Source organism: Saccharothrix sp. S26 (assembly GCF_021390395.1).
Lineage (GTDB): Bacteria > Actinomycetota > Actinomycetes > Mycobacteriales > Pseudonocardiaceae > Actinosynnema.
Window position 1 is genome coordinate 199,436 of the sequence record NZ_JAJUWT010000013.1, and the last position, 18,903, is coordinate 218,338.

Sequence of the window (18,903 nt, forward strand, 5' to 3'; positions counted from 1 at the left end):
GAAAGAGAACGGCGCGACCGGCCGCGAATCGCGAATTCCGACCGGTCACGGCATCGGGCGGAGATTCTGCGGCACCACCCGGGTCTTGCCGCAAGACCCCCGGTGCGCTATAAATTAGAAATGGCAAGGGGACAACTGTCTTCCTTGCCTTCGTCATGTCCGGCCCTCACGTGACCCGGTGACCGCGTCGAGCCCTCGCCGCAGCAGGTCGCGTTCCGCGTCGTTGCCGGCCAGCTTCAACGCCCGCCGGTAGGCCACCGCCGCCTCCTCGTCCCGCCCCAGGCGGCGCAGCAGATCCGCGCGCACCGCGTGGAACAGGTGGTAGCCCGGCAACGGCGACTTGCCCCCGGCCAACCCGTCCACCAGCGCCAACGCCACCCGCGGCCCCTCGACCTCCGCCACCGCGACCGCCCGGTTCAACGCCACCACCGGGCTCGGCGCCACCACCGTCAACTGGTCGTACAGCGCCACGACCTGCGCCCAGTCCGTGGGCGGCGGATCGCTGTGCACCGCGTTGATCGCCGCCTGCACCTGGTACGGGCCCGGCCGGCCGCGCCGCAGGCACCACCTCACCAGCTCCCGCCCCTCGGCCACCATCGCCGGATTCCACCGCGACCGGTCCTGCTCGGCCAACCGCACCAGACCGCCGTCCGGACCCGTGCGCGCCGGGCCGCGCGCGTGCAGCAGCAACATCAACGCCAACAGCCCGACCACCTCCGGCTCGTCGGGCATCAGCTCCACCAGCACCCGCCCCAGCCGCACCGCCTCCGCGCACAGCTCCTCACGCACCAGCACGCCACCCGAACTGGCCGAATACCCCTCGTTGAACACCAGGTACACCACCGCCAGCACGGCACGCAGCCGACCGGGCAGCTCCACCGCGTCCGGCACCCGGTACGGGATCCGCGCGTCCCGGATCTTCGCCTTCGCCCGCACCAGCCGCTGCGCCATCGTCGGCTCCGGCACCAGGAACGCCCGCGCGATCTCCGCCGTCGACAACCCGCCGAGCAGCCGCAACGTCAACGCCACCCGCGCCGCCGGGTGCAACGCCGGGTGACAGCACGTGAAGATCAACCGCAGCCGGTCGTCACCCACCGCGTCCACCTCGACCACCTCGTCCCGGGCGTGCAGCAACGCCGACTGGGCCTGCCGGGAGTCCCGCGTGGACTCCCGGCGCAGCCGGTCGATCGCCCGGCGGCGGGCCGTGGTGACGATCCACCCCGCCGGGCTCGGCGGCACACCGGTCTCCGGCCACCGCGTCACGGCCTCCGCGAACGCGTCCTGGACCGCCTCCTCGGCGACGTCGATGTCACCGAACACGCGGACCAGCACCGCGACCGCCCGGCCGTACTCCGCCCGGAAGACCTCCTCGACCGCCGGCACGTCAGCCGGGGATGTCCTGGAACGGCCGCACCTCGACCGGCAGCCGGCACGCCACGCTCAGCCGCCGCCCCCACGCCAGCGCCGCGTCGAGGTCCGGCACGTCGATGATGCTGAACCCGCCGATGTGCTCCTTGGTCTCGGTGAACGGCCCGTCGGTCACGACCAACTCGCCGTCGTCGCGCGGCCGCAGCGTGGTCGCCGTCTCCGGCTTGTGCAGACCGCCCGCGAACACCCACACCCCGGTGTCGCGCATGTCGGCGTCCACGGCCTGGACGTCCTTCATGATCTCCTCCAGGACCTCCGGCTCGGGGGTGCCGGGGCCGGTCGGCTCGATCACGCTGAGCAGGTACTGGGTCATCTCGTGCTCCTCAGGTCGGGGGAACTCTCCGCACCCTCTACACGAACGGCGGAGCACCACATCGACACCACGCGACAAGAAATTCTCAGACGACCACGACCAGCTTGCCGACCCGCCGGTTGTGCTCCAGGTCGTCGTGCGCCCGCCGGATCTCGTCCAACCGGTAGACCGTGGTCGGGCCCAGCGTCACCTCGCCGCCCGCGACCTGGTCGAGGAACCGTTGCAGCACCTCCGCGGGCAGGTCCGAGCTCTCGCCGCCGTACGCGGTCAGCCGCACCCCCTTCGGCAGGTACTCGATCGGGTAGAACTGCGGCACGATCCACTCGTTCGACAGCATCCCGGTGAAGCACACCGTGCCGTGCACCTTCGTCGCCGCCAGCGTGTCCGGCAACGTCGGCGTGCCCACCAGCTCCAACGCCGCGTCCACCCCGTCCGGGAACAGCTCCCGCACCCGCCCGGCCACCACGCCGTCGTCCACCAGCGGGTGCGCCACGCCGTGCTCGCGCAGCACGTCGAGCCGGTCCGCGCGCCGCGTCGTGGCCAGCACCGTCGCGCCGAGGTCGACCGCCAGCGCCGTCGTGGCGAACCCGAGCGCCGACGTGCCGCCGCGGATCAGCAGCGACTGCCCGGCCCGCAGGTCCAACCCCGTGGTCAACGAGCCGTACGCGGTCTGCAACGTCTCCGGCACCGCGCCCAGCACCTCCCACGGCAGGTCCGAGTCGAACGGGATCAGCAGCCCGCGCGGCACCACCGTGTACTGCGCGTACCCGCCGTCGAACACCCGGCCCATGCCGCCCATCATCGCCGCCACCCGCTGCCCGAGCGGCAGGTCGCAGTCGCTGTCCACCACGCCCACCGCCTCGATGCCCGGCACGCGCGGGAACGTGACGCCCTCCGCCAGCCCCAGCCGGGTGTGCAGCTCCGACCGGTTCAACCCGAACGCGCCGACCTTCACCCGCACCCACCCCGGCGGCGGCTGCGGCACCGGCAGCTCGGTCACCACCAGGTTCTCCACCGGGCCCGGCCCGCTCAACACGACCGCCCGCATCGTCGACCCGGTCATCCGTGGTGCTCCAGGACCGCGTTCAGCATGCGCACCAACTCCTCGCGCTCGGCCGGCGACAACGGCGCCAGCAACGACTCCTGAGCCTGCCCCAGCACCCGGTCCAACCGCCGCAGGTGCGCCACCCCCGACGGGGTGACGGTCACGATGTTGCGCCGCCTGTCCCCGGGATCAGGCCGCCGCTCGACGAACCCCTTCTGCTCCAGTTCGTTCACCGTCGCCACCACGTCGCTGCGGTCCAACCCGCCCCGCCTGCCCAGCTCCGCCTGGCTGGCCGGGCCGAACTCGTCCAACGCGGCCAGCAGCGAGTAGTGGTAGCGCCGCGACCCCATCGCACCCAACGCCTCCGACACCAACCGCGCCGCGTGCGTCGTCGCCTGACCGAGCAGCCAACTCGCCGTCCCGCGCAACCGCCGGGGCGCGCCCGAAGTCTCCATGCGCCCGCAGTCTACCCACTCGTTGGCCAAGCCAACGATCGCCGCGCGTCGAGCTTCAGGCGTGACCGCCGACGGACACCGGGCCGACCGTCAACTCCGGCAGCCCCTCCAAAAACTCCCCGACCCGCGCCACCTCGCGCTCCAGCTCCGCCGACCGCGCCCGCGACAACGCCCCGAACGGCTCCACGGTGACCGCGATCCGCCGACCCGACCGCTTCTGGTGCCACACCCCGGCCACCACGCCGTCCACCAGCAGCACCGGGAAGTTCCCCGCCTGCCCGCCCGACAACGCCCGCTCGGCGGCCCGACCTGGGAACACCACCTCGCGCGGGTGGCTGCCCACCACGTAGGCGTCGAAGTAGGGGAGCAGCCGCACCCCGCCCGGCGGCTCGTCCGGCCACGCCGTGTCGCCGCGCACCACCCACCCGCCCTCGACCCGCTCCACGTCGGCCCGCGCGAACACCTCGTCCACCCACCGCTTCGGCGCGGCCAGCCACCTCGCGAAGTGCGCCGGCGTCGCCGGCCCGTACGACCGCAGGTAGGCGTGCAGCAGCCGCACCGCACCGTCCTCGGCCGGCGCGAAACCCGGCAACCACCGCTGCGGGCTCGTGTAGGCGGTCTTGCGGCCCTTGTTCGGCGCGAAGCACATCGCGCCCGCGTTCGACGCCACCCCCATCGCCTCCACCCACCGCGGCCACGGCGTCCCGCCGAACGCCTCCATCACCCGCTCACCCGCCCACGGCCCGGTCCGCGCGACGACCTCCTCGGTCAACTCGTCACCGGTCAGCTCGGCGTCGCGCAACGCGTCCCCGATCGCCGCCACCACCTCGGCCGCCTGCCCCTCGGTCAACAACCGCAACCGGTGCGGCAGCCGCGACAGCGCACCGGTCCACATCGGCAGGTCCGCCGCGGGCAGCAGGTGCACGGTGCGGCGCGGTCCCCGAGTCTTCACCAGCGTCCGGTCCACCCACACCGCGTCCCGCACCCGCTGCCGCGTCACGGTCGTGCGGATCCCGATCGACAACTCCGCCGCCGACAGGACCTGCGCGTGCGCGCCGCACATCGCCCGCACCACCGCCACCACGTCCGCCGACGGCTCCAGCAACGAGTGCCGCCGCAGCCGTCGGCCGATCACCGGGTTCACCGGACCTTCCCGAAGAACGCGCGCAGCTCACCCGCGAACACCTCGGGCACCTCCAGCGCCACGAAGTGCCCACCCGGCTTGGCGCCGGGCCAGTGCACGATGTCGTTGTGCCGCTCGGCCAGCCGCCGGATCCCGGGCGGACCGCTGTACACCCCCGTCGGCACCCGCTTCTGCCCCTCCGGCCACGCGAACCGCTCGGTGTCGTACATGAACCACGACGACGACCCCGACGTCCCGGTCACCCAGTACAGGGTCGCGTTGACCAGCAGCAGGTCGCGGTCGATGGCCTGCTCCGGCGTGTCCACCGTGATGGTGAACTCCTGGAACTTCTGCATCAACCACGCCAACAACGCCACCGGCGAATCGTGCCAGCCCAACGCGAACGTCTGCGGCGCCGCGCGCAACACCGCGTGGTGATCCACCCCGGAGCCCGCCCAGCCCTGCATCTGCCGGTAGAACTCCCGCTCCTGCTCCGTCAGCACCGGCAGGTCCGCCTCGGTCGGGAACCCCAGGCCACCGTTCACGAACACGCCGATGACGTGCTCCGGCGCGGCCTTGGCCACCTCCGGCGCGATGTACGCGCCCAGGTCGCCGCCCTGCACCCCGTACCGCCCGTACCCCAACCGCGCCATGAGCCCGGCGAACACCCGACCGGCCCGGGCCACGTCGAACGGCCCGGTCGGCTTCCCGGAGAACCCGAACCCGGGGATGCTCGGCACCACCACGTGGAAGTCCCGCAGGTGCTCCAACGCGTCAACGAACTCGATGAACGTGTTCGGCCACCCGTGCACCAGCAGCAACGGCACCGCGTCGGGATCGGCGCTGCGGACGTGCAGGAAGTGCACGTCCAGCCCGTCGACCTCCGTCACGAACTGCGGGAACGCGTTCAGCCGCGCCTCGTGCGCCCGCCAGTCGAACCCGGCCCGCCAGTACCCCGCCAGCTCTCGCAGGTAGTCCACCGGCACACCCCGCCGCCACCCCTCACCCGGCAACGGCTCCACCCAGCGGGCACGGGCGAGCCGGTCGGCGAGGTCATCCAAGTCGGTCTGCGGCACGGCGATGCGGAACTCTCGGATCTCGGTCACGGTGTCGACGCTAGAGCCCGAGTAGGACGGGAACGGTCCTAGATCGACACCGGTGTGCGCCCGTCAGCCGCCGGCGTTCACCGGAGCGCAGAGATCCGCAACGCCGCCACCCGATCCTGCTGGAGAAGGGCGAGCAGTCCCGCGCCACCGTGCGGCCGTGGTCCGGGATGACTGCATCCAGAAGGCAGGGCCGGGCCGATGGCCCGACCCTGCCTCACGACTGCCTGCGTGAGCGGGCCGGGGCTAGCCCCGGACGGCCCCTTCCAGCAGTCCTCGGTGGCGGATCATCCAGGCGGCTGCCCGTGCCCGCCAGGACAACGCCCACAGCGGCCCCGGGTCGGTCGAGTCCGGGGTGATCCCCGCATACGTCGCCTCGGCGGCGCAGTCGCGGATCGCGAACTCGATCATCCGGCCGACGAACCCGTCCCGGTCGCGGGACGAGAGTCCGTAGCCGTCGAGGAACAGTCCCACCTGTCGGGCGCGGTGGTCCGTGTCGGGCAGGTCGTTGCGCTCGGCGACGTCGTCGTCGTGCAACTGGGCGTTCCACCAGGCTGCGGCGGCGATCTCGTCGAGTCGGTCGACGGGACCGGCGAGGGCCCAGTCGATGAGCCCGACGGGGAGCCCGTCGCGGGCCACGATGTGCCACGGACCGGCATCACAGTGCCCGATCACGGTGTCCGGGCCGGTGTGGTGCATCCACCAGGGCTGCCACACCGCGTCGGGTGGCGGCCGGAACCCGGCGGTGGCGTCGTGCAGGTCGCGCAGCAGCGCACCGGCCTGCCGGACGCCTTCGTCGGTCCACGCGTGCGGGTGCACGATGGTTCCGTCGATGTAGGTCAGGACTTCGTTGCCGTCGTCGATGCCGTCACCCACCACGCGGGGCGCGCCGGTGAAGCCGACCTCCTCCAGGTGGCGCAGCAGCGCGTGGACCGTCGTGGTCCAGGGTCGAGCGGGACGCAGGACGGTCCCGTCGGAGTGGGTGACGTCGCTCGGTCCGCCTTCGGCCGCGGTCAACGGCTGTGCGGGTGGTCCGGATTGTGCGGAATGCACGGATTTCTCCTCGTGGAGTGCGGTACGCGGGTCACGGCACCGCGCGCGGCGATGCCTGCGGCCTGGGGGAGGAACCCCGCGGGCCGGTGAGGACCGCTCCGAGCCGAGGAGTGGTGCGCGCTTTGTCTCGCTGATACTGCCGACCACGTGTCGGCGGCACGGTCAGCGCGCGGCGCGCTCCACGGTCGGAGCGATCGTGACTCCACCGGAAACCATGCACGTCATCGTCAGCCTCCTGGAGAACCGAGCCGTGATCGACCGGACGGGGCTGACGCTACCGACCCGCCCCGACCCCGCTCAACCCGTTTACGGGTGGTCAGCGGATGACGGCGTCGGGCGTCGGCGGTTCACCGCGCCCCATCACGCGGCCTCGCGCTCCCGCACCCCGCCGGGGCGAACTCCGCTAGATCAACCCCGGATGCCCGAACTGCGCGATCCGCAGCCCGCCCTCCACCACCACCGTGTCGACCAACCGGAACCCCAGGCCCTCGTACAACGCGATGGCGGGCGCGTTCGCCGCACCCGTCGACACGATCGCCGGCCCGCCCTCGGCCAGCACCTGCTCGACCAGGCGTCTGGCGAACCCGAGCCGGAAGTGGCTCGGGGCCACGCACAGCCGGTCGATGTCCAGCACGCCGTCGACCTTCGCGAAGCCGACGAACGCCACCAGCTCGTTGTCCACGTACCCGCCGAGCCACCGCAGCGGCAGGGTGCGGATGTCGTCCACCGACTCGTGCAACCCGGGTATCGCCGTGCTGCCGATCAACTCCGACTCGACCGCGTACGACAACTGCGCGATCCGGTGCACCGCCTTCGCCGTCTCGTCATCGGTGAGGTCCAGGGGAACGATCATGCGGGCCATCCTTTCCCACGAGGTGATCCGCCGGTTACCCCGACCGATCTCCCGCGGAACTCGCCCGATCAGCCCAGCACGAACGGCAGGCGCGAGGCCAACCCGCCCAGCTCGACCACTTCCGCCTCGGTGGGCGCACGTCGACCGGTGCCGACCAGCAGCACGTCGGTGTCGGTGAACGACTCGGGGAACGCGGCCGCGGCAATCCGCTCCAGCACCTCCCGCGACCCGGCGAGCCCTTCGGCCGGCGGTCGAGGCGCGTGGGGGAGGTGCGCGACCAGGTCGAGGTGGTGCAACGTCCACTCGACGACGTACGCGGACAGGTAGTCGCCCACGGTGAGGACCTCGTCGCGCGTGCCGACCCGGGCCGCGCGGTCGGCGAGCACCGCGGCCCGTCCCGCCGCCGAGCCGACGTCGTCGAGGTGGAACTTCAGCAGCCATGGTTCGCCGTAAGCGGCGGCCAACCGGACGGTCAACGCGTCCAGCGGGTCCTCTCCCGTCGGCGGCGTCGAACTCACGTCCCAGTAGCTGACCGCGTCCCGCGTCGGTTCGCCCTCGGCGGGCGTGGCCAGGGTGATCAGGACGTCCTGGGCGTCGATGACGAGGTGGCACACCAGGTCCCGCACCAGCCACCCGGCGCACCCCGACGGCCGCGCGAAGTCCTCGTCCGCGAGCCCGGCGACCGCCTCCCGCAACGCCGCCCACGAGCGTGAGAAGAGATCCACCCCGGCACCGTAGCCCGGCCCGGGACCGGCGGTCGAGCGACCCGAGGCCCATCGGTCAGAGGTAAGGCGCCGACGGTCGGGGTCACGCCGTCGGCGGCCCAGTTCAGCACGGCAGCGTAGAGCGCCCGCCGGTGTGGGACACCGTTGCGCAGCTGGTCGTCGGTGCAGGCAGCGGTTCCGCTGCCGCACACTCAGCCGTGCAGGAAGATCCGCCGGCCGCCGTCCAGCGACGGGGTGACGTCGGCACCGCCCGGGCCGCAGATCCCCGTGCCCGCGGTCGTCGGCAACGCGTGCTCGGCGGCACCGCCGAACTGCCACTTGTCGGTCGAGCGCAACCAGACCGTTGTCGTAGCCGTAGCGGGAGGCGAACAGCACGAAGCCCGACCCGCGCCGCACCAGCACCGGGTCCTCGATGATGCCGTCCCGCCGCAGCAGTTCACCGCTCGGGTCACCCGCCCGGTGCGCCCCGGTCCCGTCGAACTCGACCATGCGCAGCGACGACGGCGTCCGCTGGGTCTTGTAGAGCGGGAACCGGCGTCCGTCGCTGTCGACGAACGGGGACGGGTCGATCACCCCGGCGTCCGCCACCGGCCGACCCGGCACGGTGTCCTCGCCACCGTTGCGGCCGTCCGGGCACACCAGCGGTACGTCACCGACCGGCACGTACGGGCCGTCCGGTCGGTCGGCGGACGCGGCCCCGAGGCAACGCTGACCCCCGAAGCCCTTCGCGACCGCGGAGAAGTAGAGGACGTAACCGGCCGAGGTCTGCCACGCGTCGGGTGCCCAGAGGTCCCCACCGGCGTCCACCCAGGACGGCGGGTTGCAGCACCCCGGGGTCGGCGACGGACCCGCTCGGCGTGTAGACGGGGGAGGGTCCGGCCGCGGTCGCCGGTGACACCACGGACACCGCCACGCTCCCCACGGCGAGCAGCACGGCACTCAACCTGGGCTTCCAGCGCTTACGGGCCATCGTGCTCCCGCGAAACGGAAGCCCACCACTGACTTCCGATAAGGTTCACTTATCGGAAGTCAGACCGGAACCACCCTATAGCGTTGCGTTGCAGCCAATAACGTTTGGACAAACGTATTACTGCTACGATATCGCCGTGACGACGACCGAGACCTCCGCGATGACCTGCAACTACCCCGGCTGCACGCGCCCGGTGTTCCGGGGCAGTGGGCCGGGACGTCCGGCGGAGTACTGCGACCTGCCGGAACACACCAGGTGGCGGGCGTGGCGGGAACGACAGCGGTTGGCGCAGGCGGAGGCGGAGCAGGAGATCGTCACCGTGACGAAAGGCACGCAGGGGATCACCGCGGGCAAGATCAGGGCCGAGGAACTGCTGGAGCGGTTCCGGGTGCTCGCCGAGCAGCTGTCGGGCACGCTGACGGGGGCGGTGGCGGAGTTGTCCGCGATCGCCGACCCGAGCGTGGCCGAGAGCCAGGTGCAGGCGGTCGAGGCCGAGGCCGCACGGCGGGTCGCCGAGGCGGAGGCCGCGATCGCGAAGGCGGAACGGCGACGGCGTGACGCGGAACAGGCCCGGCAGGCCGCCGAGGCGACCACCGAGGACGCGGTGCGTGCCGCCGAACAAGCCGAACTCGACGCCGAGGCCGCCTACGAACAACGTGACGCGGCACGGGCCGAGGCCGACGCCGCCGTCGCCCGTGCCGAGGAGGAGATCGCCACCATCCGCGTGGAGGCCGCGGCGGCCGTGGAGGAGATCCGCCGCGAAGCGCAGGCGCAGGTCGAGCGGGCCAAGGCCGACGCGGTCGCCCACGCCGAACAGGCCCGGCGGCAGGCCGTGCGCGAGGTCGAACAGGTCCGCGCGGACGCCGAAGCCCAGGTCGACCGCATCCGGCACGAGGCCCAAGCGCAGGCCGAACAAGCCCGAGCCGAAGCGCGAGCACAGGTCGAACACGCTCAAGCCGAAGCGCAGACCCGCGTCGACCAAGCCGTCACCGAGGCCAAGTCGGCCGTCGACCACGCGCAGGCCACCGCCCGAGCCGAAGCCGCCGCCGCGCACGAGGCACGGGTGAAGGCCGAACGTGCCGAGCAGTCGGCCCTCGACGCCCGCGCCGAGCTGGACCGGGCCCGCGCCGAGCTGACCGAGCAGCGCGAAGCGCACCGCGCCCAATTCGACCAGGTCGAACGCGCGGCCCGTGAACGCCTCGACGCCCTGGAGGAAGCCCGCGCCCAGACGCTGGTGCGCGCCGAACGCGCCGAACGCCAACTCGACCGCGTGCAGGCCGAACTCGACGCGCTGCGCTGACACCGGCGGCCGAGCGCAAGAAGGCGGTTCCTCACCCGTTCGACACCGACCGTCGACGTCGATCGGCCGCCGCACACGCACCGACGGTCGTTCCCGCGCCGTGCGGGTCGCACCGCCTGGTCGCTGTCGCGTCATCCCCGCCGGCCGACACGCTGGGTGACGGCGCCTCGGGGACAAGGGATGGGCGTCGACGTGACACCAAGGGGAGGAAGTTCTGTGCTGACCAGATTCCAGACCATGCTCGGTGCGGCCGTGACCGCTCTGTGCCTGGTGCTCGTGTCCACCGCACCGGCCACCGCGCACACCCAGAGCGAGGCGATCGCCAACGGCTGCGGCGCCGGGTTCGCCCCCGCGAGCGACGGCACCAGGGCCGTCACCAACGGCTCGTCGACCTGGGGTTACGTGCACCTGGCGTACAACAGCTCGACCGGCGTCAACTGCGTCGTGACCCGCAAGACCTCCTACCACGGCACCGCGTCGCGGGTCAGCGTCGAGCTGACGGTGCAGAACGTCGACACCTACTACAAGTCCGACCCGGACGCCGCGCACTGGGAGTCGGTGTCCCACTACGCCGCCGGTCGGTGCGTCATGTACTACGGCTGGGTGTGGAACCCGGCGGGCACCGCCCTGGCCGGTGGCGGTCGGCAGACGTGGGGGAACTGCGGCTGAGTCGTCCTCCGGCGGCGGTCGGGAAACCGGCCGTCGCCGGAGGCGGACGATCGACCGACTTCAGAGCCGGACGTCTCCGGTGACGCCCGCGAACTCCAGCAGCCGCGCACCTTCGGTTTCCACGTCGTCCTTCTGCGCCCGGGTCAACGGCCGGAAGAGTTCGACGTCCAGCCCGTCGCGGGTGAGCTTCCACGTGCCGTGCACGAAGCCGTCCACCAGCAGCGTCGGCTTGCCTCCGATGATGATTCCACGCCGGTAGTCTTCGTCGGAGATGACGCGGGTGCGGTCGTCGTGGCCGAGCAGCGCGTTGTCGAACTCGGGCAGGAACCGCGCCGGGGCGGGCGTGTCGGGGTCGGGGCGCGGCGCGTCCGGCAGGTCGTAGAGCGTGCGGCCGCGGTCGTCGGTGAAGACGCGCAGGTCCATCGCCTCGACCACGGTCTTGAGGCGGCTCATGCCCGCCCACGTCTGCACGTCCTTCACCGACGCGGGGCCGAACGCGGCCAGGTAGCGGCGCACGAACTCCTCGATCGGCGCGGCGGGGGTGGCCGGGCCGAGCCAGCGCGCAGCGGTCGTCCACTTCGCCGCCCCCGACCTGCCCCAAACCGCACGGGGTGTGACCTGCACGGACGGCACCAGGAAGCTGCCCGCGTAGCCCAGCGCGGTGACGTCGCGGTCCGGCCAGCGAGTGGCGAGGTGGTCGCCGATCTCGCGCCGGGTGCGCGGCTGCTGCTCCAGCAGGGTGGTGACGACGGTGGTGAACTCGTCGACGTCGAGCCCGTCCACCACGAACCCGAACGGCGAGGACGCGAACCGGCGGTGCAGGAACGGCCGCAGCAGCGGTTCGAACCGGCCGTGGTCGGCGGCGGTGACCAGGTGGATCGTGGCGCGGTGCAGCGACGCGCGGACCACGTGCCGGTCCAGCAGCAGGGTGGAGAGCTCCTCGGGGTGGAACGACCGGATGCGTGACCACAGGCCGTAGTAGGGCGAGAACGGCTCCTGCGCCTGCATGCCGACCAGGTGCTCGACCACGTCCTGAGCGGTCCGGTCCGCCCTTTCGAGCAGGAACTGGCGGTGCAGGGTGGCCCGGTTCAACGCCCGGGTCGTCAGCTTCTCGGTCACGACCCCAGGCTAGGCGTCATCAAGGACAACTTCGGTCCTCGATGACGGGTCGGCGGAGGTGTGGTCGCACCTCCTCCCCGAGGCGGCCCGACTCGTCCACGACGCTCGTGGCGGTGGGCCGGGTGCCGCCGAGCGGCGGGTAGGGCGTCTCGGTGACGGGCTCGGGGCCGGGCGGGACGAGGACGCAGACCGTGCTGAGCTCCGGGTCCGCGAGCGTGCGGCCGCAGGCCTCGGCTTCGGCTTCGGCGGCCGGGCGACGGCTGCGGTGTCCAGGAACGCCTCGCCGGTCACCGCGGCGCCCAGCGGTTGCAGGGACACCCCCAGGTGTGCGGTTCCCGCTTTCGCGGTCGGCAGCTCCCTCCCCCGCGCTACCCAGCGGTGGCGTTGACCTCGCGGCGCAGCGCGACGGCGTCGGCACGGACCTGTTCGGGTGGTTCGCGGTCGATCAGGGCGCGGCGCATGAGCGCGGCGACGGCGGGCTGGTGCTCGGGGGTGAAGCCGCGGCGGGTGATCTCCTGGGTGCCGATGCGCAGGCCGCGCAGCCCTTCGTCGATGCGCTGCCACGGCAGGCTGATGCCGCTGAGGTAGACGCCCGCCTCGCCGAGCAGCGCGGCCGCCGCGTCGCCGCCGCCGAGGGTCAGGGCGTCGACCGCGAGGTGGTGGGAGCGGGTGAACACGCCGTCGTGGCGGGCGACGTCGAAGCCGGCTTCGGCCAGTGCCCGGCCCAGCGCCTGGGCGTTGGCGATGCAGGCCCGCGCGTAGTCGGGTCCGCGTTCGGTGAGTTCGGCGGCGGTGATGGCGAGCGCGCCGAGGCGTCCGGCGTCGTAGTTGGCGAGCATGCCGGGGTAGGCGACGTTCGAGACGCGTTCGGCGAGGTCGTCGTCGCGGGTGACGACGCAGCCGCCGGACGGGCCGCCGAACGACTTGTAGGTGGAGAAGGTCATCAGGTGCGCGCCCTCGTGCAAGGGCCGCTGGAACTCCTTGCCCGCGACGAGCCCGGCCATGTGGGAGGCGTCGTAGACGAGGATCGCGCCGACCTCGTCGGCGGCCGCCCGGACCGCGGCGACATCGTGCGGGAACAGCATGAGGCTCGCGCCGATCACCACGATCCGGGGTCGGTGGACCTTGAGGAACCCGGGCAGCTTGGCGTAGTCGAGGTCGAGCTCGTCGGGCAGGTAGGGCAGGTCGACCACGGTGAGGCCGCGGATCGCGGGCACGCCCTGGGCGTGGTGGCTGGCGTGGCCGCCGGCGAACTCGGGCAGGACGGCGATCTTGTCGCCGGCGCGGGCGAACGCGGTGTAGACGGCGAGGTTGGCCAGGGTGGCGCTCTGGAGCCGGACCTCGGCGAACCGGCCTTCCATGAGCGAGGCGACGAGCATCGGCGCGAGGACTTCGAGGGTGTCGAGGTGGTCGAGCCCGACCTGGTACTTCTCGCCGGGCCAGCCCATGCTCGGCCGGCTGGACACGCTGGCCCGCACGGCGGCCGCGGCGGCGGGGCTGAGCACGTTGGTGCCCGCGTAGAGCACGATCCCGTCGTCGTCGACCTGGGCGGCGTGCGCGTCGAGGGCTTTGCCGACGGCGTCGGCGACACCGGCGGCGGACAGGTCGGCGGAGACGGCGGCCTCGACCTCGGCGAGCCTGCGTTGCGCCTGCGGCGAGGCCCAGGGTGCGATCCTGCTGTTGGTCACGACCGGCAACGCTAGGGCGTCGGCGCGGGGTGGGGCGACCGTCCGCGGACTGGAGTTGTTCCTACAGTTGTCGGAATGCAGGAGCTGCTGGACGAGCTGTCCCGGGTGTTGGGACGCGGGGTGTCGGTGGACGACGTGGCGGGCCGGGTGGTCGCGCACAGCGCCCAGACCGACGACGTGGACCAGGCGCGGGTGCGGGCGATCCTGACCCGGCGGGTGCCCGCGGACGTGGCCGCGTGGCAGGAGCAGCACGGTGTCGCGACCGCGACGGGGCCGGTGCGGGTGCCGGAGAACGCGGCGCTGGGGTTCCAGCAGCGGGTGGGTTTCCCGTTGCGGCACAACGGGGTGCTGGTCGGTTACCTGTGGGTCCTCGGCGAGGTGCCGGAGGTGGACCTGGGTGAGCGGTTGGCGGCGTTGGCGGCGCAGGTACCCGCCGGTGAGCGGACGCCGGTGCGGGTGGTGGTGGCGTTGGAGCCGAGGGTGGTGCGCACGGTGCCCGCGGGTGAGGCCGTGCCGGAACTGCCGGGGCACGTGGGGGTGAGCGACCCGCACCCGCCGGACCGGACGGGTGCGGCGTACCAGCAGGCGTTGGCGGCGGCGGAGCTGGCGCGGCTGGACCCGGCGTTGCCGGATCGGGTGCGGTGGTCCGAACTCGGCGCGTACCGGCTGCTGCTCGGCGCGGCGCCGGACGAGGTGCTGGCGGGGCTGTCCGACGTGCTGCTGCGGACGTTGGAGGTGTACCTGGACTGCGGCTGCGAGGTGCGGGTCGCCGCGCAACGGCTGCACCTGCACCGCACCAGCCTGTACTACCGGCTGGGTCGGATCGCCGAGCTGACCGGGCGTGACCTGGCCGACGGCGGGGCGCGGCTGGAGCTGCACCTGGCCCTCAAGCTCGTCCGGTTGGCGCGGCGTCCGTAGGGTCGGTGTCGTGCTCCTGTGGATCAACGGGCCGTTCGGCGGCGGCAAGACGCAGACCGCGCACGAGCTGCTGCGGCGGCTGCCGGGCAGTTTCCTCAGCGACCCCGAGCACGTCGGGTTCGCCCTGCACCGGATGACGCCGCGTGCGCTGCGCGGTGACTTCCAGGACCTGGCGTCGTGGCGGCGGGGTGTGCTGGAGGTGCTGGACCGGGCGGCGAGCGGGCACGACGGGGTGATCGTGGTGCCGATGACGGTGGTGGAGCCGGAGTACTTCCGCGAGATCGTCGGCGGGTTGCGCGACCGGGGGCACGACGTGCGGCACTTCGCGCTGATGGCCGAGCGGGAGACGGTGGTGCGGCGGCTGCGGGAACGCGGTCTCGGGCACGTGGCGCGGGTGGCGCTGGGCAGGGACGTGCCGTTGCGGCGGGAGAGCTTCGCCCTGCGGGTGCTGGACCGCTGCCTGCGGCGGCTGCGTGAGCCGGAGTTCGCCGAGCACGTGTGGACCGACCACCTCACGGTGCCGCAGGTCGCGGAGCGGGTCGCCGCGTCGGCCGGGCTGACGTTGACGCCGAACACCGACGGCAGGCTGCGCGGGCGGGTGCGGCGGACGTGGGTCTCGGTGAAGCACATCCGCTTCGACTGACCGTGCGGCGCCCGGGGAGCCTGACTTCGGTGACGCACATCGGCGTCGGGTCGACGGCGTCACCCGGCAGGCGGGACGCGCTAGGGTGATCAACTTCGGTGACCGATGTCAAGGAGTGACGTGCCCGACGACCTCGGCCTGCTGCTGTACCTGCCGCACCGCGAGCTGGAGGACCGGGTGTTCGCCGCGCTGGCCGCGGCCGGGTTCGACGACGTGACGCCCGCCCAGGCCCGGGTGTTCCACCGGATCGACCCCGACGGGTCGCGGTTGACCGAGCTGGCGGAGGCCGCGCGGATCACCAAGCAGACCGCCGGTTTCCTGGTCGACCAGCTCGAACGCGCCGGTTACGTGGAGCGCGGCCCGGACCCGACCGACGCGCGGGCCCGGCTGGTCCGGGTCGCCGAACGGGGGCGTTCGGCGACCCGCGTCTGCCTGGCCGCGGTCGTCGAGGTGGAACGGGAGTGGACCGCTCACCTGGGTCGGCCGCGGATGGCGGCGCTGCTGGACGCGTTGACCCGGTTGCGCGAGATCACCGACCCGGAGCGGTGACTAAACGCAGGTCGGCGAGTGGGGTTGGGGGCCGTGGCCCAGTTCGACGCGGATGTCGTCGGTGTCGGCGAGCACGACCACGGTGCCGCGCTCGCGGGTCCAGCCGTCGGAGACCAGGAAGTACTTGGCCCCGACCTTGCCGAACAGGCGCAGGCCCGGGTAGCGGAACCGGTAGCGGGAGCCGTCGTCGGCCAGGGGTTGCTCGCAGGCGCCGGGCGCGGTGATGTGCAGGCGTTGCCCGGCGTAGACGACGACGGCGGTCCGGCCGGACACGTCGTCGGCGTACTGGCGGGCCAGTTCGACGCCGCGGACCTCGGCGTAGTTGCCGGCGGACCAGAACAGCGACAGCGACACGACGGCGAAGGTGAGCGCCCTGGTCCACGTCGGGTGCGGGTCGGGGCGCCGCCAGCCGAAGTAGACCAGCAGGCCGGTGAGCACGGTGACGTTGGCCAACGCCTCACCGATCCGCTGCACGGTGTCGGGCTGGTCCTTGCCGGGCGCGTCCCGGTCGGTCGGAGCGGTCATGGGATCGCGGTCCCGTGGGCCCGGCCGGTCCACTGCCCACCCCGGCACAGGTGCGCGGCGGCGTGGCGGAGCAGGCCGGGGATCGGACCCCACGCGCGGTTGCGGGCCGTGATCGTCCTGCCCGTGTCCTTCCCGGTGGGTCGGGTGGTGCTCGTCCGGTCCGTCGGGGTGTCGCCGCCAGGGTGGTCGAACACCCCGGTCTCGCACGAGGTGACGCCGACGACCGCCGCCGCCGCCACCGCCCCTCTGGTGATTCGATCGGGTGATGGGCCGTTACGACGAGAGGAGGCGGTCGAGGACGCGGACGCCGAAGCGGAGGCCGTCGACGGGCACGCGCTCGTCCACGCCGTGGGGCATGGCGCGGTAGTCGTAGCCGGGTGGCAGGGACAGCGGCGCGAAGCCGTAGCAGTCGATGCCGAGCCTGGTGAACGCCTTGGCGTCGGTGCCGCCGCCCATGCAGTAGGGCACGACCACGGCGTCGGGGTCCTCGGCGCGCAGGGCGTCGGCCATGGCCTCGAACCACGGCGAGTCGATCGGCGCCTGCACGGGCGGATCGTCGGCGATGAACTCGCGCCGCACGTCCGGGCCGAGGGCGGCGTCGATGGAGGCGAGCAGCTCGTCCACCGCGCCGGGCAGGGTACGTACGTCCAGTTCGGCGGTGGCGCTGCCGGGGATCACGTTCACCTTGTACCCGGCTCGCAGCACGGTGGGTGTGGCGCTGTTGCGGATGGTGTTCTCGACCAGCGTCGCGGCTGGGCCGAACCGGGCGATGGTGGCGTCGACGTCGGTCAGGTCGACCGGCACGTCCAGGGCGGCGCCGACCCGTTCCAGGAACGCCCGCACGGTGGGGGTGAGCCGCACGGGGTGCTCGATGGCGGCGACGCGGCCCAGGGCGGCGAGGAGCTTGGCCACGGCGTTGTCGTCGTTGCGGCGCGAGCCGTGCCCGGCGCGGCCGGTGGCGGTCAGGCGCAGGTGGGAGGTGCCGCGTTCGGCGGTGCCGACGGGGTAGACGCGGCGTTCGCCCACCGGGTAGGAGTAGCCGCCGGACTCGCCGATGGCGGCGGTGCAGCCGGCGAAGAAGTCGGCGTGGTGGTCGACCAGCCAGTGCGCGCCGAGCTCGCCGCGGTCCTCCTCGTCGGCGACGAACGCGAGCACGATGTCGCGGCGGGGCCGCCGTCCCTCGCGAGACCAGCCGCCGAGCACGGCCAGCACCATGGCGATCATGTCCTTCATGTCGACCGCGCCGCGGCCCCACAGGTAGCCGTCGCGCTCGATCCCAGCGAACGGTGGCACGCTCCACTCGGCGGCGTCGGCGGGCACCACGTCCAGGTGCGCGTGCACGAGCAGCGCGGGCAGCCGCGGGTCGGTGCCGGGCACGCGGGCGAGCACGTTGCCGCGGCGCGGTGCGGGTTCCAGGACGGTGGCGGGCACGCCGGCGGCCTCGAGGTGCGCGGCGACGAACTCGGCGGCCTCCCGTTCGCCCGCGGACTCGCCGCCGCCGTGGTTGGTGGTGTCGAAGCGCAGCAGCGCGGCGCACAGGTCGACGACGTCCTCAGCCATAGATGCCCTCCACGGCCCCGGCCGCGATCGCGGTGACGACCTTGAACGCCTGCATCGCCAGGGTCATGGACTCGGCGTCGAACCCGACCCGGCGTGCTCCGATCCGCGTCACGGTGGGGACGACCGCCGCGGCGGCGGCCAGGTGGGTGGCGTCGAACTCGACCTCGATCCGGTGCGGCGCGACCGCGCCCGGTGTCCGCCCGGCGCGGCTCATGGCCGCTCGGGCGGCGGCGGTGATGCGTTCGGCGGTGACCCGCGGGGGCGCGCAGATGGCCGCGTAACGGCTGACGCACTCCTTGACGGCGACGACCTCGGCGTCGGGCGCGTAGTCGCGGGCCTCCTCGCACGCCTTGTCGTCGCCGGTCACGAGCAGCACGGGGACGCCGTGCTCGGCGGCCAGCGCGGCGTTGAGCCCGCCCTCGCCGGCGGGTTCGCCGTCCAGCCACACGCCGGTGACGGAGTTCTCCAGGTAGGTGTGCGCGAGCACGCCCTCCTGGCCCGCGCCCGCGTGGTAGCCGAGGAACACCACGCCGTCCACGCCGGAGTCGACGCCCTGCATCATCGACAGCGGCTTGTGCCGCCCGGTGAGCAGCCGCGCCCCGGTGTCGAGGTCCTCGAGCAGGAGGTTGCGCTGGGAGGAGTGGGCCTCGTTGACGAGCACGTCGGTCGCGCCGCCCGCGCGCAGGCCCGCGACGCAGGCGTTGACGTCGCCGGTGAACAGTCGCCGGAACCGCTGCCACTGCTCGGTCTGGGGTAGGACGTCCGCGGTCCAGGTGACGCCCGTCGCCCCCTCCATGTCCGCCGAGATCAAGATCCGCATGCGTTCACCGTACCGAGGTGATGTCGGTTCTTGACGCGCGCCAC

General features: G+C 72.9%; 21 protein-coding genes and 1 pseudogene. 5 read left to right on the plus strand and 17 right to left on the minus strand.

Features of this window, described 5'->3' with window-relative positions:
- Nucleotides 1–153: 153 nt before the first annotated feature.
- From LZG04_RS22380 to LZG04_RS43055, 11 genes and pseudogenes are all read right to left on the minus strand, one after another.
- A complete protein-coding gene (locus LZG04_RS22380) occupies nucleotides 154–1,383 on the minus strand; it encodes an RNA polymerase sigma factor (protein ID WP_233819775.1) in 1,230 nt (409 codons plus the stop codon).
- Between the two features lies 1 nt (nucleotide 1,384).
- On the minus strand, nucleotides 1,385–1,741 hold the full coding sequence (locus LZG04_RS22385; protein WP_233819776.1) for a YciI family protein: 357 nt from the start codon (nucleotides 1,739–1,741) through the stop codon (nucleotides 1,385–1,387).
- Between the two features lie 85 nt (nucleotides 1,742–1,826).
- Nucleotides 1,827–2,789: a zinc-binding dehydrogenase gene (locus LZG04_RS22390; protein ID WP_233819924.1), complete on the minus strand. Its 963-nt coding sequence runs from the start codon at nucleotides 2,787–2,789 to the stop codon at nucleotides 1,827–1,829.
- A gap of 11 nt (nucleotides 2,790–2,800) precedes the next feature.
- The gene (locus LZG04_RS22395) at nucleotides 2,801–3,241 is read right to left on the minus strand and encodes a MarR family winged helix-turn-helix transcriptional regulator (RefSeq protein ID WP_233819777.1); all 441 of its coding nucleotides are present in this window, start codon (nucleotides 3,239–3,241) and stop codon (nucleotides 2,801–2,803) included.
- Between the two features lie 55 nt (nucleotides 3,242–3,296).
- Nucleotides 3,297–4,385: a winged helix DNA-binding domain-containing protein gene (locus tag LZG04_RS22400; RefSeq protein WP_233819778.1), complete on the minus strand. Its 1,089-nt coding sequence runs from the start codon at nucleotides 4,383–4,385 to the stop codon at nucleotides 3,297–3,299.
- Entirely contained in the window at nucleotides 4,382–5,470 is a 1,089-nt protein-coding gene (locus LZG04_RS22405) for an epoxide hydrolase family protein (protein WP_233819783.1), read from the minus strand. The genes LZG04_RS22400 and LZG04_RS22405 overlap by 4 nt, the downstream gene beginning before the upstream one ends.
- Before the next feature lie 243 nt (nucleotides 5,471–5,713).
- Nucleotides 5,714–6,520, minus strand: a complete 807-nt coding sequence (locus tag LZG04_RS22410) for a phosphotransferase (RefSeq protein WP_233819786.1) — start codon at nucleotides 6,518–6,520, stop codon at nucleotides 5,714–5,716.
- Between the two features lie 403 nt (nucleotides 6,521–6,923).
- Nucleotides 6,924–7,373 carry a GNAT family N-acetyltransferase gene (locus LZG04_RS22415; RefSeq protein ID WP_233819787.1) on the minus strand — a complete coding sequence of 150 codons (450 nt, stop codon included), beginning with the start codon at nucleotides 7,371–7,373 and terminating at the stop codon, nucleotides 6,924–6,926.
- Between the two features lie 68 nt (nucleotides 7,374–7,441).
- On the minus strand, nucleotides 7,442–8,098 hold the full coding sequence (locus tag LZG04_RS22420; protein WP_233819788.1) for a maleylpyruvate isomerase N-terminal domain-containing protein: 657 nt from the start codon (nucleotides 8,096–8,098) through the stop codon (nucleotides 7,442–7,444).
- A gap of 191 nt (nucleotides 8,099–8,289) precedes the next feature.
- Nucleotides 8,290–8,433: a hypothetical protein gene (locus LZG04_RS22425; RefSeq protein WP_233819789.1), complete on the minus strand. Its 144-nt coding sequence runs from the start codon at nucleotides 8,431–8,433 to the stop codon at nucleotides 8,290–8,292.
- A 25-nt stretch (nucleotides 8,434–8,458) separates the two neighbouring features.
- Nucleotides 8,459–9,037: pseudogene (locus LZG04_RS43055) on the minus strand (family 43 glycosylhydrolase); the annotation flags it as partial.
- A 167-nt stretch (nucleotides 9,038–9,204) separates the two neighbouring features.
- On the opposite strand from LZG04_RS43055, the gene LZG04_RS22430 reads away from it, so the two are divergent.
- Nucleotides 9,205–10,368, plus strand: a complete 1,164-nt coding sequence (locus tag LZG04_RS22430; RefSeq protein WP_233819791.1) for a hypothetical protein — start codon at nucleotides 9,205–9,207, stop codon at nucleotides 10,366–10,368.
- Nucleotides 10,369–10,584: 216 nt separating this feature from the next.
- The gene (locus LZG04_RS22435) at nucleotides 10,585–11,037 is read left to right on the plus strand and encodes a hypothetical protein (protein ID WP_233819792.1); all 453 of its coding nucleotides are present in this window, start codon (nucleotides 10,585–10,587) and stop codon (nucleotides 11,035–11,037) included.
- A gap of 60 nt (nucleotides 11,038–11,097) precedes the next feature.
- Here LZG04_RS22435 and LZG04_RS22440 read toward each other — a convergent pair whose 3' ends face one another.
- The gene (locus LZG04_RS22440; protein ID WP_233819797.1) at nucleotides 11,098–12,156 is read right to left on the minus strand and encodes a winged helix DNA-binding domain-containing protein; all 1,059 of its coding nucleotides are present in this window, start codon (nucleotides 12,154–12,156) and stop codon (nucleotides 11,098–11,100) included.
- Nucleotides 12,157–12,524: 368 nt separating this feature from the next.
- On the minus strand, nucleotides 12,525–13,844 hold the full coding sequence (locus LZG04_RS22445; protein ID WP_233819799.1) for a DegT/DnrJ/EryC1/StrS family aminotransferase: 1,320 nt from the start codon (nucleotides 13,842–13,844) through the stop codon (nucleotides 12,525–12,527).
- Between the two features lie 75 nt (nucleotides 13,845–13,919).
- Between LZG04_RS22445 and LZG04_RS22450 the strand changes: the two genes are divergently transcribed.
- The 3 genes from LZG04_RS22450 (at nucleotide 13,920) to LZG04_RS22460 (ending at nucleotide 15,954) form a co-directional block, all read left to right on the plus strand.
- The gene (locus LZG04_RS22450; protein ID WP_233819802.1) at nucleotides 13,920–14,762 is read left to right on the plus strand and encodes a CdaR family transcriptional regulator; all 843 of its coding nucleotides are present in this window, start codon (nucleotides 13,920–13,922) and stop codon (nucleotides 14,760–14,762) included.
- A 10-nt stretch (nucleotides 14,763–14,772) separates the two neighbouring features.
- Nucleotides 14,773–15,405 carry an AAA family ATPase gene (locus tag LZG04_RS22455; protein WP_233819807.1) on the plus strand — a complete coding sequence of 211 codons (633 nt, stop codon included), beginning with the start codon at nucleotides 14,773–14,775 and terminating at the stop codon, nucleotides 15,403–15,405.
- Nucleotides 15,406–15,525: 120 nt separating this feature from the next.
- Entirely contained in the window at nucleotides 15,526–15,954 is a 429-nt protein-coding gene (locus tag LZG04_RS22460; protein ID WP_233819808.1) for a MarR family winged helix-turn-helix transcriptional regulator, read from the plus strand.
- Here the strand turns inward: LZG04_RS22460 and LZG04_RS22465 are convergent, their stop codons facing one another.
- From LZG04_RS22465 to LZG04_RS22480, 4 genes are read right to left on the minus strand one after another with little or no spacing between them, the layout of a single operon-like run.
- Complete coding sequence (locus LZG04_RS22465; protein ID WP_233819809.1) at nucleotides 15,955–16,479, minus strand: hypothetical protein; 525 nt, start codon at nucleotides 16,477–16,479, stop codon at nucleotides 15,955–15,957.
- Nucleotides 16,476–16,718 carry a hypothetical protein gene (locus LZG04_RS22470; RefSeq protein WP_233819810.1) on the minus strand — a complete coding sequence of 81 codons (243 nt, stop codon included), beginning with the start codon at nucleotides 16,716–16,718 and terminating at the stop codon, nucleotides 16,476–16,478. The genes LZG04_RS22465 and LZG04_RS22470 overlap by 4 nt, the downstream gene beginning before the upstream one ends.
- 34 nt (nucleotides 16,719–16,752) lie before the next feature.
- The gene (locus LZG04_RS22475; protein ID WP_233819811.1) at nucleotides 16,753–18,039 is read right to left on the minus strand and encodes a M20/M25/M40 family metallo-hydrolase; all 1,287 of its coding nucleotides are present in this window, start codon (nucleotides 18,037–18,039) and stop codon (nucleotides 16,753–16,755) included.
- Complete coding sequence (locus LZG04_RS22480; protein ID WP_233819813.1) at nucleotides 18,032–18,859, minus strand: M55 family metallopeptidase; 828 nt, start codon at nucleotides 18,857–18,859, stop codon at nucleotides 18,032–18,034. The genes LZG04_RS22475 and LZG04_RS22480 overlap by 8 nt, the downstream gene beginning before the upstream one ends.
- Between the last annotated feature and the right edge of the window lie 44 nt (nucleotides 18,860–18,903).

Bases quoted from the DNA above. Each gene is read 5' to 3' on its own strand.
- LZG04_RS22395 (WP_233819777.1), bottom strand. From the start codon at position 3,241: ATGGAGACTTCGGGCGCGCCCCGGCGGTTGCGCGGGACGGCGAGTTGG.
- LZG04_RS22480 (WP_233819813.1), bottom strand. From the start codon at position 18,859: ATGCGGATCTTGATCTCGGCGGACATGGAGGGGGCGACGGGCGTCACC.
- LZG04_RS22390 (WP_233819924.1), bottom strand. From the start codon at position 2,789: ATGCGGGCGGTCGTGTTGAGCGGGCCGGGCCCGGTGGAGAACCTGGTG.
- LZG04_RS22475 (WP_233819811.1), bottom strand. From the start codon at position 18,039: ATGGCTGAGGACGTCGTCGACCTGTGCGCCGCGCTGCTGCGCTTCGAC.
- LZG04_RS22415 (WP_233819787.1), bottom strand. From the start codon at position 7,373: ATGATCGTTCCCCTGGACCTCACCGATGACGAGACGGCGAAGGCGGTG.
- LZG04_RS22465 (WP_233819809.1), bottom strand. From the start codon at position 16,479: ATGACCGCTCCGACCGACCGGGACGCGCCCGGCAAGGACCAGCCCGAC.
- LZG04_RS22385 (WP_233819776.1), bottom strand. From the start codon at position 1,741: ATGACCCAGTACCTGCTCAGCGTGATCGAGCCGACCGGCCCCGGCACC.
- LZG04_RS22450 (WP_233819802.1), top strand. From the start codon at position 13,920: ATGCAGGAGCTGCTGGACGAGCTGTCCCGGGTGTTGGGACGCGGGGTG.